The organism is Archangium sp. (assembly GCF_036389735.1).
GTDB lineage: Bacteria > Myxococcota > Myxococcia > Myxococcales > Myxococcaceae > Archangium.
In genome coordinates this window covers 1-15,981 of sequence record NZ_DASVWK010000161.1, presented here as the reverse complement: position 1 = coordinate 15,981, position 15,981 = coordinate 1, and the positions used below count along the sequence as shown (strand labels likewise).

Annotated in this window: 12 protein-coding genes; 7 read left to right on the top strand and 5 right to left on the bottom strand. The window is 69.5% G+C overall.

Annotation, left to right across the window (positions count from 1 at the left end; genetic code table 11):
• Positions 1–992, bottom strand: a 992-nt coding sequence (locus VF794_RS06135; RefSeq protein ID WP_331108246.1) for a hypothetical protein, incomplete at its 3' end; no start/stop codon positions are given.
• 172 nt (positions 993–1,164) lie between these two features.
• Entirely contained in the window at positions 1,165–2,064 is a 900-nt protein-coding gene (locus tag VF794_RS06130; RefSeq protein ID WP_331108245.1) for a phytanoyl-CoA dioxygenase family protein, read from the bottom strand.
• A gap of 259 nt (positions 2,065–2,323) precedes the next feature.
• On the opposite strand from VF794_RS06130, the gene VF794_RS06125 reads away from it, so the two are divergent.
• Genes VF794_RS06125 through coaD form a run of 4 tightly spaced genes read left to right on the top strand, consistent with a single transcriptional unit; the run spans position 2,324 to position 5,458 of the window.
• Complete coding sequence (locus VF794_RS06125; protein WP_331108244.1) at positions 2,324–3,292, top strand: hypothetical protein; 969 nt, start codon at positions 2,324–2,326, stop codon at positions 3,290–3,292.
• A 60-nt stretch (positions 3,293–3,352) separates the two neighbouring features.
• Positions 3,353–4,384 carry a hypothetical protein gene (locus VF794_RS06120; RefSeq protein WP_331108243.1) on the top strand — a complete coding sequence of 344 codons (1,032 nt, stop codon included), beginning with the start codon at positions 3,353–3,355 and terminating at the stop codon, positions 4,382–4,384.
• Positions 4,385–4,942, top strand: a complete 558-nt coding sequence (rsmD, locus tag VF794_RS06115; protein ID WP_331108242.1) for a 16S rRNA (guanine(966)-N(2))-methyltransferase RsmD — start codon at positions 4,385–4,387, stop codon at positions 4,940–4,942. It begins immediately after the preceding gene.
• 33 nt (positions 4,943–4,975) lie between these two features.
• A complete protein-coding gene (coaD, locus tag VF794_RS06110) occupies positions 4,976–5,458 on the top strand; it encodes a pantetheine-phosphate adenylyltransferase (RefSeq protein WP_331108241.1) in 483 nt (160 codons plus the stop codon).
• Position 5,459: 1 nt separating this feature from the next.
• Here the strand turns inward: coaD and moeB are convergent, their stop codons facing one another.
• Complete coding sequence (gene moeB / locus VF794_RS06105; RefSeq protein WP_331108240.1) at positions 5,460–6,620, bottom strand: molybdopterin-synthase adenylyltransferase MoeB; 1,161 nt, start codon at positions 6,618–6,620, stop codon at positions 5,460–5,462.
• A gap of 59 nt (positions 6,621–6,679) precedes the next feature.
• Here moeB and VF794_RS06100 point away from each other — a divergent pair, with 59 nt between their 5' ends.
• Positions 6,680–6,952 carry a MoaD/ThiS family protein gene (locus VF794_RS06100; RefSeq protein ID WP_331108239.1) on the top strand — a complete coding sequence of 91 codons (273 nt, stop codon included), beginning with the start codon at positions 6,680–6,682 and terminating at the stop codon, positions 6,950–6,952.
• A gap of 167 nt (positions 6,953–7,119) precedes the next feature.
• Positions 7,120–8,310 carry a pyridoxal phosphate-dependent aminotransferase gene (locus VF794_RS06095; protein ID WP_331108238.1) on the top strand — a complete coding sequence of 397 codons (1,191 nt, stop codon included), beginning with the start codon at positions 7,120–7,122 and terminating at the stop codon, positions 8,308–8,310.
• Positions 8,311–8,331: 21 nt separating this feature from the next.
• Here the strand turns inward: VF794_RS06095 and VF794_RS06090 are convergent, their stop codons facing one another.
• Complete coding sequence (locus VF794_RS06090) at positions 8,332–9,042, bottom strand: hypothetical protein (RefSeq protein WP_331108237.1); 711 nt, start codon at positions 9,040–9,042, stop codon at positions 8,332–8,334.
• Between the two features lie 155 nt (positions 9,043–9,197).
• On the opposite strand from VF794_RS06090, the gene carB reads away from it, so the two are divergent.
• A complete protein-coding gene (carB, locus tag VF794_RS06085) occupies positions 9,198–12,428 on the top strand; it encodes a carbamoyl-phosphate synthase large subunit (RefSeq protein ID WP_331108236.1) in 3,231 nt (1,076 codons plus the stop codon).
• Here carB and VF794_RS06080 read toward each other — a convergent pair.
• The coding region (locus VF794_RS06080; RefSeq protein WP_331108235.1) for a protein kinase domain-containing protein at positions 12,407–15,981 on the bottom strand (3,575 nt) is incomplete at its 5' end. The genes carB and VF794_RS06080 overlap by 22 nt on opposite strands.

The following is a 15,981-nucleotide window of genomic DNA, read 5'->3' as shown; positions in this document are numbered from 1 at the left end:
CTCTCGGCGATGTTCCGCATCTCCTGGACCTGATCCTCCAGGTCGGTGAGGATGCCGTTGACGTAGAGGACCGTCGTCTCCGGGTTGGTGTTGTAGCTGGGGGTGATACCGGGCATCTGGTTGAGAGGGGTGCCGGGCGGGAAGGTGATTCCGCCGACGCCCACGAACTGCCCGTCGTGCCGGAGGTCGCTCTTCTTGGTCAGGCCGATGGCGCCCAGCACGTCCACGCTCCCGCCGACCACCCCGCCCACCACGGTGGCGGCGGCATCGCCCACCGCATCCACGGCGTCACCCAGGGCATCGCCCACCGCATCCACGGCATCGCCCACGGCGTCGCCGATGCGCTGGAAGATGTTCCTCCTGCGGAACTCGACGTCCACGGACTGGCCATCGAGCTGGATGGTCCCCTTGTCGTTCTCCGCGCGGATGTCAGCGACCTGGGCCCCGGTCAGCTTCTCGCCGCCGAGGATGCGCCGGAACAGCTCGCCCTCGTCGCCTTGCGAGTCCACCGTGTTGAGCCGGGCGTCGAGGTGGTGACCCGCCTCCTCCACATAGGTGGACGCCGCGAGCGCGGGGTTGCCCTGGAGGTCGCGGTTGAGCAGCACCTTGCCGGACCGGGAGTCATACGCTCCGTGGCCGCCCTGGAGGGTCTGGGAGTCCACCCACTGCACGGGCGGCATCCAGCCGAAGTCCCCGGCGAGCGCCTGCTGGCGGTACTGCTCGGCCTTGGCGGTGTCGTACCCCCCGCCGAAGATGCCGCGCATCGTCTCGTGGAAGCGCTGCTTGTCCCCGGCGAGCGCGCCGAACTGCCGCTGGAACAGCGACTGGACGTTGCGCGTGTTCCGGGCGGAGACCGTGCTCTCGAAGCCGTCCCGAGGGGCCGGGCGGACGGACAGGGTCTCCCGCCGGGGGGCAGGGGTGAAGAGGGCAGGGGAGTTGGCGAGCCGAGGGGAGAGGCGGGCCGAGGTCAGGGAGTTGTTGGCGAGCTTCATGCCCGGATTATCCAGGCCGGTGTCTCCGTGTTTCCTCTCCTCGGCACCAGACGGCATAAAATATGCCGACGAATGAAATAGGGCCGCGAATGTTCTCGACGCAAGAGAGCCCAGCCACCCGCCGAGGGGTGACCAGGCTCTTTGCTTTCAGGGGGACCGAGGCTCCGGACGACTAGGAATCGGCCATCACCAGGCCCTCGATGGTGTGCGCCTGCACGATGGGCTCGAGCTTGTTGACCAGGCGGTAGTTGAGGTGGCGGCGCACCTCCTCCGGCAGGGTCTCGAAGTAGCCGCGGGTGACCTGCAGGTCGTGCCGCTCGCCGTTGCGCGCATCCGGCGCGTCGAAGCCGAGAACGAGCGTGGGCCGGGACTTCTGCGAGCGGTTGGCCGTGCCCCGGTGGATGGTGAGGGCCGAGCGCGCCGAGATGTCGCCCATCTTCGGCATCCGCCGCTGCGCGCGCTGCTCGTAGCGCGAATAGAAGGACTTGGGCGGGAACATCCCGTGTGAGAACTCGGGCGAGTCGTCCCACTGCGTGCCGGGGGCGACCTCGAAGGGCCCCATGTTCTCCTCGACATCCACGGTGGTCATGTTGAAGGCGAGCGAGTTGAGACGCCGGCCCTCGAGCGTTTCCGGGGGGGAGGGGAAGTCGCGGTGCCAGGGCTGGTTCTCGGCCCCCGGGCCCGGCACGTCAAAGCCGATCTCCACGAGCTTGTAGTTCGGGCCGAGCACCGACTCGCACACCGCCCGCACCCAGGGATGGCTGACGAGCTCGACGAAGCAGCGGATGCGCTCGGCGTGGACCTCGACGTAATAGCGATTGGGACCTCGCCCGAGCGCGCCGCCCGGCTGCTTCAGGGCCTCCTGGAAGAGGAACTCGATGTCCTCGCCAAGCTCCTGCACCATGGAGCGAGAGAAGGCGCCCTTGAGCGCGGTGATGCCTTCCCCGTAGAGCGCGCCCATGATGGCCGCGGTGTCGTACTTGGGGGTAACCAGTTGGGGCTCGACTCCGACGCTGTGCATCGGGAGACTGCCCATCGAGACCTCATGAAGATTCTGTCCGTCCTGTCGCATGCGGACTCCAACCTCCGAGTGCAATTTTCTTCTTCTGCCTAATTCGTGGCCCGCCGGGCTCGCCTGCTGTCGGGACGGGCGAAGTGGCCCGTGCTGGTCTGGATACCCCTCCTTCACCGAGGCCCGGCCCCGGTACTCCGCGCGGGGCATCAAGCAACTCGGGCAGTAGGGTTGAGAGGCCAACTTTTCAGGTGCGTCCTCGAACTTGGGGGCGGACTCAATCTGGAGCAGGGACACTTTTGTTCCCTATGATTCCGGCATGTCCAATCAGTCAAAGGTCATTGATGCCGCCGCGCAGGAGATCGTGCGGTACATCGAGGAGACCGGCTTCAAGTTCGAACGCGGCAATGCGCTGAAGTACTTCACCCACATCAGCCGGGTGAACGCCGGGCTCACCCTTTCGATCGTGCCGGAGGAGATGTTCGGCACCGTCCTCACGCTCAAGAACTACTACGCCTTGTGGAACTTCACGGTGGATGACGAGATCGACCGGGAGGGGACGTGCGTCCACCTGGACGCGAGCCTGCAGGTGCTGATGCATCGCACGGGGCGACAGCCGGGAATGCCCCAGGTCCAGGGGTCGAGCGCGACCAGGGCGCTCATTCATGGCTTGCTGACGAAGCTGGACGCACTCCCCCTCGACCGGGACTCGTACAAGGGCCGTCTGCGCGAGATGTTCTACTTCGACCTGCTGGGCCTGATGTGCGGGTTCAAGTACGAGTACACCATCGGGCAGATCTCCCAGGCGGCCCCCTCGAACGAGTACTTCAAGTACGCGACCATGGTCGGCTCCATCGGCAGCTACCTCGACCTGGACTGCCTCTTCTCCAACCGCGAGCTGCAGCCGGCCTCGTACAGGAATCTGCGCAAGGCCTACGAGCACTTCGCCCATGCGTTCCGGTATGCCTCGGACGTCGGGTCGTTGGGGCGGGAGTTGATGGAGGCCAACAGCGCCAACCTCATCCGCCTGCTGGCCCTGGAAAGTGGCGTCGAGAAAGTCGCCCACAAGGTGACCCAGGAGCAGTTCAAGGACGTGGCTCCCTCCCTGGCCCCCTTCCTCCAGCACGCGCATGATCAGGCCACGAAGTCGCTCAAGGAGGGCCGCGAGGCGCTGAGCGACATCACGGACATCCACAACGTCAAGGTGGATACCGAGTCGGTGGCGAGCACGGCCCACGACATCGTCCACGGCTACTTCGAGCGCGACCTGTTCTTCTGGGGGAAGTGAACGAATTTCCCCACATCGAACTTGCGGTGCCCCTCTGGTGCGGATGATCCTCGGCTCCGGATGAACGTGCTCGACAAGGTGCTGACGCTGAGGCCGACGAGCGTGGTGGCTCGGCTGGGGAATGCCTCGCGGCTCCCCGTGCTGAACCCGCGCGAGTTGCTCAAGGCCCTCGAAGGGGTGCCGGCGGCACTGCCATGCCTGCCCATGCCGGTGCGGCCGATGCTGCCCGGACTGCTCGCGGCGGCCCGCGGCGAGGACGCGGTGGTGGGGGTCATGTGCCCGCATCCCCTGGCGGATCGCGGAGCGGCCGCGCGCTTCGTGGTGGCCGTGCAGCAGGCCGCGGAAGCGGACGGCCATGCGCGGCCCGTCTTCCTCCAGGCCGGCCCGGTGCGGGTGTCCAAGGCCGAGCCCGAGACGCTGTCCCAGCTCCAGGATGGCGTCTTCCGGCTGGTGGACGCGGGCTTCTCGCTGGTGTCGCTGGACGTGTCCCGGCTGCCGGTGGACGCGGCCGTGGAGGCCGTGCGGCGGCTGTCCGGGGCCGTGGTGGAGCGGGAGCTCTCCCTCGAGGTGTCGTTGCCCGCGACCGACGAGGGCGCCGAGCTGGACGGCGCGCGGGCGCTGCTGGCGGGACTCCGGGGCCTGGGCATGCACTTCCTCCGGGTGCCCGCGGCGACCCTGGGTGAGGAAGAGCCGGACGTGCAGTTCCTCCGGAGCCTCGTGGAGCTGGCCGGGCAGTACGGGACGGGCGTGGCGGTGGGGGAGGCCGGGCGGCGCTCGGTACGGGCACTGCCGACGTATGTGGCGGCGGGGGTGCGCAAGGTGGACTGCTCGACCCCGTTCGAGCGGCTCGCGCTGGCCGCGTACCCGGAAGCGGTGCGCGCCAGCCTGGAGCAGAAGGCGGAGAAGGCGGGGCTGGGGGCGGGGGAGCTGCTGAGCGTGCTGGGCGAGCAGCTCGCGCCGCTCGGGGCCCCGGAGGCCTCGCGGCTGGAGGCGCTGACGTTCACCGAGGCCTCCGAGGTGCTGGCCTCGCTGGGCGCGACGCGGACGGGGTGGAAATCGATGCTGTTCCTGGCGAAGCACCGGGGCGACTAGATGCGAATCGTGGCAGGGACGGCGAAAGGCCGGGCGCTGGCGGGCCCCAAACCCACGTCGAAGCACATCCGCCCCACGGCGGACCGGGTGCGGGAGACGATCTTCAACGTGCTCGGCCAGTGGCTGGAGGGCCAGGCCGTGCTGGACCTGTACGCGGGGACGGGGGCCCTGGGCCTGGAGTCCCTCTCGCGTGGAGCGAGCAAGCTGGTGCTGGTGGACTCGGACCGGGAGGCCCTGGCGCTCTGCCGGACGAACACCGACACGCTGGGCTTCACGAAGCAGGTGGAGATCCTCTCACAGCCGGTGGAGCGCTCGCTGGCGACGCTGGGCCGCCGGGGAGACAAGTTCGAGCTCGTCTTCGCGGACCCGCCGTACGCGGCGCGGGTGGTGGAGACGGTGCTGGAGAGCCTGGCGCACCACAAGGTGGTGGCACCCGGGGGCACCGTGGTCGTCGAGCACGACAAGCGCGAGGCGGCCCCCCAGGCCCACGCGGGCTTCGAGCAGGTGGATCAGCGGCGGTTCGGGGACACACTGGTGACGCTGTTCCGCATTCCTTGACCGGTTGCCGGGGGGCGTCGAGACTGGGGCGGCATGCGCATCGCCATCTACCCCGGCTCGTTCGATCCGCTCACCAATGGGCACTTGAGCATCATCCATCGCGCGCTGGGGATGTTCGATCGCGTGATCGTGGCGGTGGCGGTGAACCCCAAGAAGGTGCCCCTCTTCTCCGAGGAGGAGCGCAAGGAGCTCATCCGCCAGTCCTGTCCGGATCCCCGGGTGGAGGTGGATGCCTTCCAGGGGCTGCTGGTGGAGTACGCCAAGTCGCGCGGGGTGAACGTGCTGCTGCGCGGGCTCCGGGCCGTGTCCGACTTCGAGTACGAGTTCCAACTCGCCAACATGAACCGCAAGCTGGCCCCCGGCATCGAGACCGTCTTCATGATGACGGGCGAGGACTACTTCTACGTGTCGTCGCAGCTCGTGCGCGAGGTGGCCTCGTTCGGCGGCGACGTGAAGGAGCTGGTGCCTCCCGGCGTGCTCCAGAGCCTCCGGGCGAAGTACTCGAAGGCGCCGTGACTCAGCGGGCGCTGGCGCAGAAGCGCTCGTAGTCGATCAGCTCCACCTTCGCTCCGGGCGCGCACACGGGGCACTTGGGATCCTTGCGCAGCTTGAGCTCCTGGAAGCGGGTGCCGAGCGCGTCGAAGGTGAGCAGCCGCCCCATCAGGGGCTGGCCCACGCCCAGCAGCAGCTTGAGGGCCTCGTTGGCCTGGAGCAGGCCGATGATGCCGGGCAGCACGCCCAGCACCCCCGCCTCGGCGCACGAGGGCGCGAGCTCGGGAGGCGGCGGAGCGGGGTAGAGGCAGCGGTAGCAGGGGCCCTGGCCGGGGACGAACGTCGTCACCTGGCCCTCGAAGCGGAAGATGGAGCCGTGGATGTTGGGCTTGCCCTGCATCACGCACGCGTCGTTGAGCAGGTAGCGCGTGGGGAAGTTGTCCCCGCCGTCGAGCACCAGGTCGAAGCCCTCCAGGATGCGCAGCACGTTGTCCGAGGTGAGGCGCTCGGCGAAGGGCACCACCTTCACGTCCGGGTTGAGGGCCTCGATGGCGGCGCGGGCGCTCCGCACCTTGGGCTGGCCGGTGCGCTCCTGGGTGTGGATCACCTGGCGCTGGAGGTTGCTCAAGTCCACCACGTCCGCGTCGACGATGCCCAGGGTGCCCACGCCCGCGGCCGCGAGGTAGAGCGCCGCCGGAGAGCCCAGCCCGCCCGCGCCCAGCAGCAGCACCTTGCCCTTCAGCAGCTTCGCCTGTCCTTCCTCGCCCACCTCGGGGAGGATGAGGTGGCGGCGGTAGCGCTCCTTCTGCGAGGGGGTGAGCACCACCGGCTTTTCCACCGGGTAGTGCGCGTCGCTCCAGCGGTTGAAGCCCCCGGCCATGGAGGCCACGCGCGTATAACCCAGTTGCTGGAGCGTGCTGGCCGCCAGCGCCGAGCGGGTGCCTCCGGCGCAGTAGAGGACGAGCTCCTCGTCGCGCCCGGCCTTGTCCTCGATGCGCAGCTCCAGGAAGCCCCGGGGGATGTGGAGCGCGCCCGGCAGCCGGCCGCCCGCGTACTCATCGCCCTCGCGCACGTCGATCAGCCTCACGGGCGCACCCGCGTCGAGCTGGCGCTTCACGTCCTCGACGGAGACCTCGCGGATCTCCTTCTTCACGTCGGACAGCAGCTCTCGGAAGGTGGGGGCCATGGTGTGCTCTCCTGTCAGGCGTATACGTGGCGGAGGGTGGGCTCTACAATCGAGGGGACATGGCGACGATACGCATTCCCACTCCGCTGCGGAGCTTCACGCGTAACCAGGACGAGGTCCGCATCTCGGGGGCCACCGTGGGCGAGGTGCTGCGCAACCTGGACAAGGACTTCCCCGGCATCGGCACCCGGCTGCTGGACGAGAGCGGGGCCGTGCGGCGCTACGTCAACATCTTCCATAACGACGAGGACATCCGCTTCCTCCGGGAGCTGGCCACGCCGGTGGCGGAGACGGATCGCCTCACCATCATCCCCGCCATCGCCGGGGGGTAGGGCGCACACCCCTCGTAGTCGACCCCGAGGTGTGTGTGTGGTTGTCGCACATCACTCGTGGTCGACGACGAGTGTCCAGCGGAGCCCTCTCGTGGGAGCGCCCGCTCTGTTCACTTCCGACCTGGGATTTCTTGTCCGCCCGGGGGGCACGCTGCTAGGCACCGACCATGAATCTCGCGAACCGGCTCAAGCCGATCAAGCCGTCCCCCACGCTCGCACTCAACGCGAAGGCGAAGGCGCTGGCGGCCCAAGGGGTAGACGTGGTGAGTCTCGCGGCGGGCGAGCCCGACTTCGACACCCCGGAGTTCATCAAGCAGGCGGCCATCGAGGCCCTGCGCCAGGGCTTCACCAAGTACACGCCCACGGCCGGCATCCAGGAGCTGCGTGAGGCCATCTGCGCGAAGCTGGCGCGGGACAACCAGCTCACGTACGCGCCGGATCAGGTCGTGGTGACGGTGGGCGCCAAGCACGCCATCTACAACCTCTTCCAGGCGCTGCTCAACGAGGGCGACGAGGTCATCATCCCGGCGCCCTACTGGGTGAGCTACCCGGACATGGTGCAGCTCGCGGGCGGCAAGCCCGTCATCGTGGAGACGCGCGAGGAGAACGGCTTCGCGCCGGATCCGGACGCCATCCGCCGGGCGCTCTCGCCGCGCACCAAGGCGGTGGTGCTCAACAGCCCGAGCAACCCCTCGGGAGCGGTGTTCTCGCGGGCCGCGCTGGAGGGCATCGCCCAGGCCGTGCGCGGGCACGACTGCCTGGTGGTGAGCGACGACATCTACGAGAAGCTCCTCTACGAGGGCCAGTTCCTCAACATCGGCAACGTGGCGCCGGACCTGGTGTCGCGGATGGTGGTCATCAACGGCATGAGCAAGTCCTTCTCCATGACGGGCTGGCGCATGGGCTACGCGGCGGGGCCCAAGTGGCTCGTGTCCGGCATGCAGATGATCCAGGACCAGTCCACGTCCAACGCGGCGTCCTTCGTGCAGAAGGCGGCCCTGGCGGCGCTCAAGGGCCCCCAGGACTTCTTCGTGCCCATGGTGGAGGAGTACCGGGGGCGGCGGGACATGGTGGTGGACGCGCTCAACGCGCTCGACGGCGTGCGCTGCCGCCGCCCCGAGGGCGCCTTCTACGTGCTGCCCAACGTGAGCGGCCTCTTCGGGCGCACCTACAAGGGCACGCCGGTGACGGGCTCCCTGCAGCTCTCCGAGATCCTCCTGAACGACTTCCGGGTCGCGGCGATGCCGGGTGCCCCCTTCGGCGCCGAGGGCTACATCCGCATGAGCTTCGCGACCTCGCGCGAGCAGCTCCGCAAGGGGCTGGACCGCTTCAAGGAGTTCGTCACCTCGCTGCGCTGAGCGCCCCGCTCCAGCAGGGCCTCAGTCCGTGTAGGCGAACGCCTGCCAGCCCTCGTCCGTCTTGCGGTACAGGAAGACGGCCGCACGCCCCGAGAGGTTGGCCACGGCGGCGTACACCTCGGTGCCGCGCGGGACGATGCCGCCGAGGCGCGCGGGGGGCTTGCCGTACTTCTTCTCCAGCTCGGCGTAGGGCAGGACCTCGACGTCGTAGAGGGTGATGAGGTCCGTCCGCTTCTGCCGGAGCTGCTTGACCCAGGCCACCACCAGGGACTCGGGCGTCTCCAGCTGTCGCTCCTCGAGCTGGAAGGGGTAGGCGAGCATCGGGGCGATGCTGCGCACGTCGCTGTTGAGCAGGTAGGTGAGCAGGTAGCGGGTATCGTCGCGCACGACGTCCCGGATCTCGCTGTCGGCCGTCGAGGCCGAGGCGGAGGCCCTCGCGGCGGGCATGGGCGCCTGGGGAGCCGCGGGTGCCGGGGCAGCGGGCGCTGGGGCGGGGCTCTCCACGACCGCGTTCTGCTTCGGGGCGCGGGGAGGGAGGGCCGGCTGGTCGGTGGGAGCGGCTTCGGCGGCGGGAGCGGGAGCGGGAGCGGCCTCGGCGGCGGGAGCGGGAGCGGCGGCGGGTGTCGGCTCGGCCGCCTTGGGCGCGGGCTCGGCGGCGGGAGCGGCGGGGGCTTCCTGGGCGAGGACGGGAGACGCGGTGGAGAGGAGCAGGACCAGGGACAGCCGACGCATGATGCCTCCGGGAGACGGAGCGAACACTAGCAGAGGGTCCGGCAGCCTGGGGCCGACCTCCCTGCCTCCGGGTGGACGCTCCCTCCCTGTCCTCAGGTATCCCGACACACACGATTCGTGCAAGCGGGGGCGAAGGTTGGTATTGGCCCCCGGCGATGCCCAAGCGAAACGACATCCGGAAGGTTCTGCTCATTGGCTCCGGCCCGATCGTCATCGGCCAGGCAGTCGAGTTCGACTACTCGGGGACGCAGGCCACCAAGGCCCTGCGAGAAGAGGGCGTCGAGGTCGTCCTCTTGAACAGCAACCCGGCGACCGTGATGACGGATCCGGAGTTCGCCCACCGCACCTACATCGAGCCCATCACCGTCGAGGTGGCCGAGCGCATCATCGCCGCCGAGCGTCCGGACTCGGTGCTGCCCACCATGGGTGGCCAGACGGCCCTCAACCTGGCCAAGGAGCTCGCCGAGCAGGGCATCCTCGAGAAGTACGGCGTGAAGCTCATCGGTGCCTCGCTGGAGGCCATCAACAAGGCCGAGGACCGGCTGCTCTTCAAGGAGGCCATGCAGCGCATCGGCGTGGCCCTGCCCAAGAGCGGCTACGCCACCACCATGGCCCAGGCCCTCGCGCTGGTGGATGAGATCGGCTTCCCGGCCATCATCCGGCCCTCCTTCACCCTGGGCGGCACGGGCGGCGGTATCGCCTACAACCGGGACGAGTACGAAGCCATCTGCCGCTCCGGCCTCAAGGCCAGCCCCAACTCCACCATCCTCATCGAGGAGAGCGTGCTCGGCTGGAAGGAGTACGAGCTGGAGGTGGTCCGCGACTCGGCGGACAACGTCATCATCGTCTGCTCCATCGAGAACCTGGACCCGATGGGCGTGCACACGGGCGACTCCATCACCGTGGCCCCGGCACAGACGCTCACGGACCGCGAGTACCAGCGGCTGCGCGAGGCGTCCATGCGCATCATCCGGGAGATTGGCGTCGACACGGGCGGCTCCAACATCCAGTTCGGCGTCAACCCGCGCGACGGGCGCATCGTGGTCATCGAGATGAATCCGCGTGTGTCGCGCTCCAGCGCGCTGGCCTCGAAGGCCACGGGCTACCCCATCGCGAAGATCGCCGCGAAGCTGGCCCTGGGCTACACGCTGGACGAGCTGCGCAACGACATCACCCGCGACACCCCGGCCTCCTTCGAGCCCACGCTGGACTACGTGGTGGTGAAGGTGCCGCGCTTCAACTTCGAGAAGTTCCCCCACGCCAACCGCACCCTCACCACCAGCATGCGAGCGGTGGGCGAGGTGATGGCCATTGGTCGCACCTTCCGCGAGGCCTACCTCAAGGCGATGCGCTCCATGGAGTCCGGCCGCACGGGCCTGGAGGTCCCCGAATTGCCCGAGGGCAAGGAGGAGCGGCGCAAGGTGCTGCGCGACTACGTGCGCGTGCCCCGGCCCGAGCGGCCCGGCTACGTGGCCCAGGCCTTCCGCGAGGGCATGTCCGTGGAGGAGGTGCACGAGCTGTCGTCGATCGATCCGTGGTTCCTCCGCCACATCCAGGCGCTGGTGCACGAGGCGCGGCGGATCCAGGAGTTCGGTACGCTGGAGAAGCTGCCGGACGAGGTGCTGCGCGCGGCGAAGCAGGATGGCTTCGCGGACAAGTACCTGGCGCAGTTGCTGGGCTGCACCGAGACCGAGGTGCGGGCACGCCGGCACGCCCGGGGCATCCGGCCCGTATACAAGCGGGTGGACACCTGCGCCGCCGAGTTCGAGGCCTACACGCCCTACCTCTACTCCACCTACGAGGAGGAGGACGAGGCGCCGCCCACCGCGCGCCAGAAGGTGCTCATCCTGGGCAGCGGCCCCATCCGGATCGGCCAGGGCATCGAGTTCGACTACTGCTGCGTGCACGCGGCCTTCGCGCTGCGCGAGGCCGGGTACGAGACGGTGATGGTCAACTGCAACCCGGAGACGGTGTCCACGGACTACGACACGTCGGATCGCCTGTATTTCGAGCCGCTCACCATCGAGGACGTGCTGGAGGTGTCGCAGCGCGAGAAGCCGGTGGGCGCCATCGTCCAGTTCGGCGGCCAGACGCCGCTGCGCCTGTCCGTGCCGCTGGAGAAGGCGGGGCTGCCCATCCTCGGCACGCCGCCGGACGCCATCGACCGGGCCGAGGACCGCGAGCGCTTCTCGCAGCTCATCGAGAAGCTGGGGCTGATGCAGCCGGAGAACGGCGTGGCGCGCAGCCACCAGGAGGCCTACCTCGTGGCCGAGCGCATCGGCTACCCGGTGATGGTGCGGCCCTCGTACGTGCTGGGCGGCCGGGCCATGGAAGTTGTGTACGACCAGCAGAGCCTGGAGCGCTACATGCGCGAGGCGGTGAGCGCGTCGCCGGAGCACCCGGTGCTGATCGACCGCTTCCTCAAGGACGCCATCGAGGTGGACCTGGACCTGGTGGCGGACAAGACGGGCGCGGTGCTGGTGGGCGGCGTGCTGGAGCACGTGGAGGAGGCGGGCGTGCACTCGGGTGACGCGGCGTGCACGCTGCCGCCGCACTCGCTGTCGCCGGACCTGGTGGAGCGGATGAAGGATCAGGCCATGGCCCTGGCGAAGGAGCTGGGCGTGGTGGGCCTGATGAACGTCCAGTTCGCCATCCAGGGGAAGACCATCTACGTGCTGGAGGTGAACCCGCGCGCGAGCCGCACGGTGCCGTTCATCTCGAAGGCCACGGGCCGGGCGCTGGCGAAGCTGGCGTCGCTGTGCATGGTGGGCAAGACGCTTGAGGAGCTGGGCGCCACCGAGGAGCCCGAGTTCAAGCACGTGGCGGTGAAGGAGTCCGTGTTTCCGTTCGCGCGCTTCGCCGGGGTGGACGTCATCCTCGGACCGGAGATGAAGTCCACGGGCGAGGTGATGGGCATCGCGGACGACTACGCGTCGGCCTTCGCCAAGAGCCAGCAGGCCGCGGGCGTGAAGCTGCCGAGGAGCGGCAAGGTCTTCATCTCGGTGAAGAACGACGACAAGCCGGCGGTGGTGGACCTGGCGCGGCGGCTGCGCTCACTGGGCTTCAAGCTGGTGACCACGAGCGGCACTCACCAGTACCTGGCCACCAAGGGCATCGAGACGGAGAAGGTGCTGAAGGTCACCGAGGGTCGTCCGCACATCGTGGACAAGATCGTCGATGGCCAGATCGTGATCGTCATCAACACGACCTTCGGCAAGCAGGAGATCGCCGACAGCTTCTCCATCCGCCGCGAGGCGCTGATGCACAGCGTGCCGTACTACACGACGGTGCAGGCGGCCCGCATGGCCGTGGGGGCCCTGGAGGCCCTGCTGCGCAAGGAGCTGACGGTGCGTCCGCTCCAGGATTACCTGAACGCCAAGAAGTAGGAGTCCGCGCGCCGCAGCTCGCCACGGATGGCCGCCACCCGTGGCAGCAACGTGCTGGCCTTCGCGGCCGTGAAGGCCCGCTCCGCCGCCTCGATGGCCTCGACGGCGCGGGCGGGCGCCCGCCCCAACCACCGCTCCGCGAGGGCCAGGTTCACCAGCCCCACCTGCAACACGTTGCCCGTCACCTCGGCCAGCGAGAGCGCGCGGGCCAGGTGTGCATCCCTCTCATCCTCCGGCACCAGCGGCGCCAGCGCCCGGCGGGAGAGGATCTCGTCGAAGGGATTGGCGAGCAGGGGGTCCGTCGCGCGTCCCAGCGCCGCCTCCGCGGCCTCGCGTGCGGCCTCCGGGCGACCCTGGGCCAGCTCGAAGCGGGACTGGTAGACGCGCACCAGCGTCTCCATCCGGAAGTTCCCCGCGCCCGCGGCCTCCAGCGCCCTGGGCAGCGACTGGCGCGCGGCGGCCGCGTCCTCGAAGAGGACATCCCGGCACGCCGAGTACACCAGCACGTACAGCTTCAGCCAGCGGTCCCCGGGCAGCACCTGGGTGAGCTGCTCGCCCTTGGCCACCACCGCGGCCACCAGCTCGTGCTCGCCGCGCTCCAGGTAGTAGGGCGGGGTGTAGATGGCGAGGTTGCGCTCCGGCAGGCGCGGGTGCCCCAGCCGCCGCAACAGCTCCTGCTTCTCGGTGAAGGGCGGGACGAAGGCCGAGGCATCGCCGATGAAGGAGGCGCGGACGATCTGCGAGAACAGGTGGTAGATGCGGATGGGCGCGTAGCCATAGGTGTCCGCCACGGCGAACCCGTCCCGCGTGGCCTCCGGATCGAGCGGCTCCCCGCGCAGGCCCAGGTTCATGTTCAGGAAGTAGCAGCCCATGCCCAGCGCCCACGCCAGCCGTCGAGGCGTGTGCCCCACGGTGTCGCGGAAGGCGCGCAGCCGGTCCACCTCCGCGCGCTGCGCCTCCAGCACCCCCGCGAAGTGGCCCGTGTGCGAGCTGAGCCCTCCCCGAGCGATCAGCGTGCCCGCCCGGTAGGGGGACTCCACCGGGTGCTCGGCCCGCACGCGATCGATCAACGTGTGGAACTCCTCCGTGCGCCCCATGATGGCCAGCGCGGTGCTCTGGAGGATCTGCAGCTCCGACTGCTTCCAGAAGACGTCCGTGGGCGTCATCCGCGTGTCGATCGGAATCTCCCGGATGACACGCCGGAGCTGCTCGGGGCGCTCGGCCTCCGGAGCCGCGCAGGCCTCCGCCAGCCGCGCCAGGGCCTCCCGCCGGCCCGCGCCGACGTCCACCGTGGCCGCCCAGTGGGCGAAGAGCTTCTCCGCGTAGAGGAGCGAGGTGGGCGTGTCGCTCGTGTAGCCGATCTCGATCAGTGTCCCCCAGGTGCGGATGAGCTGCTCCTCACGCTCGGGCGTGCGGGGACCGGCCTCCAGCAGGGTGGCGGCTTCCTTCAACAGCAGCGTCGCGTCCAGCACGGCCTTGGCCTCGATGGCGGCCTGCCCGGCGCGCAGCAGGGGGAGGACGGCGCGCTGGGGATCGTCCGAGCGGGCGAAGTGGTAGCCCACCGCCCGCGCCACGCCCGGCCGGTTGCCACCGAGGCGCTGGAGGAGCTCGGCGATGCGGCCGTGGTGGGCCCTCCGCTCCGCCTCTGGCGTGCTGTCGTGGAGCGCCTCGTGGACGGTGTCGTGGGTGAAGACGTAGCGGCCCTCCACCCAATGGAGGAACTGCCGCTCCACCAGCTCGTCGAGCGCCTGGAACAACTCCGCTTCGGGTAGCTCCGCCAGGGCGCGCACCAGCGGCAGCTCCAGGCTGCGTCCCGCCGGGGCCATCAGCCGCAGCAGCGCCACCCGCTCCTCGGGCAGGGTGGCCAGGCGCGCCAGCACCGCCTCCCGGATGCTTCCTGGCAGCGCCCGTGTCTCCAGATCCTCCCTCACGCTCCAGCGGCCACCGACGCGCAGCAGGGCACCTTCCTCCACCAGTGTGCGCAGGCATTCGGTGGCGAAGAAGGCGTTGCCTCCGGTGAGGGCATGCAGCCGGGTCACGAAGCCCGCGGGCACCTCCAGGCCAGGCAGCACCAGATGCACCAGCACGTCCAGGTGCTCGGCCGTCAGGGGGGCGAGCTCCATGCGCGAGGTGAGCCCCTCGTCCACCGTCGCGAAGGCGAGGCTCAGCCGGTTCAGCTCATTCGAGCGGAAGGCCGCCACCACCACCCCGCGCGTGCCATGCAGCGCGCGGATGATGACGTTGAGCACCTCCAGCGAAGCGGAGTCCGCCCAGTGCAGGTCCTCCACGCAGAGGACGAAGGTGAACTGCCGCCCCAGCGCCTGGAGCCACTCGGTGAGGGCGCCGAAGACGGCCATGTTCTCCGCGCTCGCGTCCCGGAAGACGGGGGCGGGTCCATTGGCGAGCGTCGGCACCACCTTGCCCAGCAGCGGGCCCAGCCGCGTGAGCAGCTCGGCCGGGGTGTGAGGCACCAGCACCCGTAGCGCCTGGGCGATGGGGGCCAGCGGCGCCAGCCCCTCCGCGCGGCACTGGCCCACCCCGAAGGGAATCTCCCCGAGCTTGGCCTGGAGCTCGAACTCCTGGAGCAGCCGCGTCTTGCCCACGCCCGCGGGCGCCCCCAGCAGCACCGCGCGAGACTGGCCCTTGTCGGCCTCCAGGAGCGCCCCGAGGAGTCGCTCCAGCTCCTCCTGCCGTCCCACCACCTCGGGGACGTGCAGGTAGCTGGCGCGCGCCGCCAGCGGCTCCTGCGGCAGGGGCTCGCCGCTGGCGTGGCACAGGGCCTCCAGCAACTCGGAGGCGTCCTGGAAGCGCTCGCGCGGATCCTTCGCCAGCAGCAGGAGGATGATCTCCTCCAACTGCGGGTCCACCGGGCAGATGCTGGAGGGCCTCGGCGGAGGCTGGGAGAGGTGGCTCGCCAGGAGGGCCGCCGGGGTGTTGCCCTTGAAGGGAAGCTGGCGGGTGGCCAGGAGGAAGGCCATCACCCCGAGCGAGTAGAGATCCGCGCGCCCGTCGATGCTGGCGCCGCGCTGCCACTCGGGGGCGAGGTACTCCAGGGTGCCCTTGAGCCGGCCGGCGCTCGGGGTGCCCAACTGGTGCATCACCCCGAAGTCCATCAGCTTCACCGTGCCGTACTCGGTGACGCGCACGTTGCTGGCCTTGATGTCGCAGTGCACGTAGAGGCGCGAGTGGATGAAGGCCAGCACCTGCGCCATCTGGATGAGGACGCGGTAGAGGGTGCCGGTGTCGAGCACCTGCTCGCGCACGTGCGTGCTGAGGTCCTGGCCGCCCACCACCTCCATGGTGATGAAGCGGTTGCCGGACTCCGTCATCCCGCAGTCGAAGACCTTGAGGGTGCCCGGGTGCTGGAGCCGCTTCATCGCGAAGAACTCGTGGCGGAACATCAGCACGAGCTCCTCGACCTTGCTGGGCGGCAGGCCGGCGGACACCTGCATCTCCTTCAGGGCGACGCGGCGGTGCTCCTGCACGTCCTCGGCGAGCCAGATGCGGCCCATGCCACCTTCGCCGAGCTGCTCCTGGATGTGGTAGCGGCCCG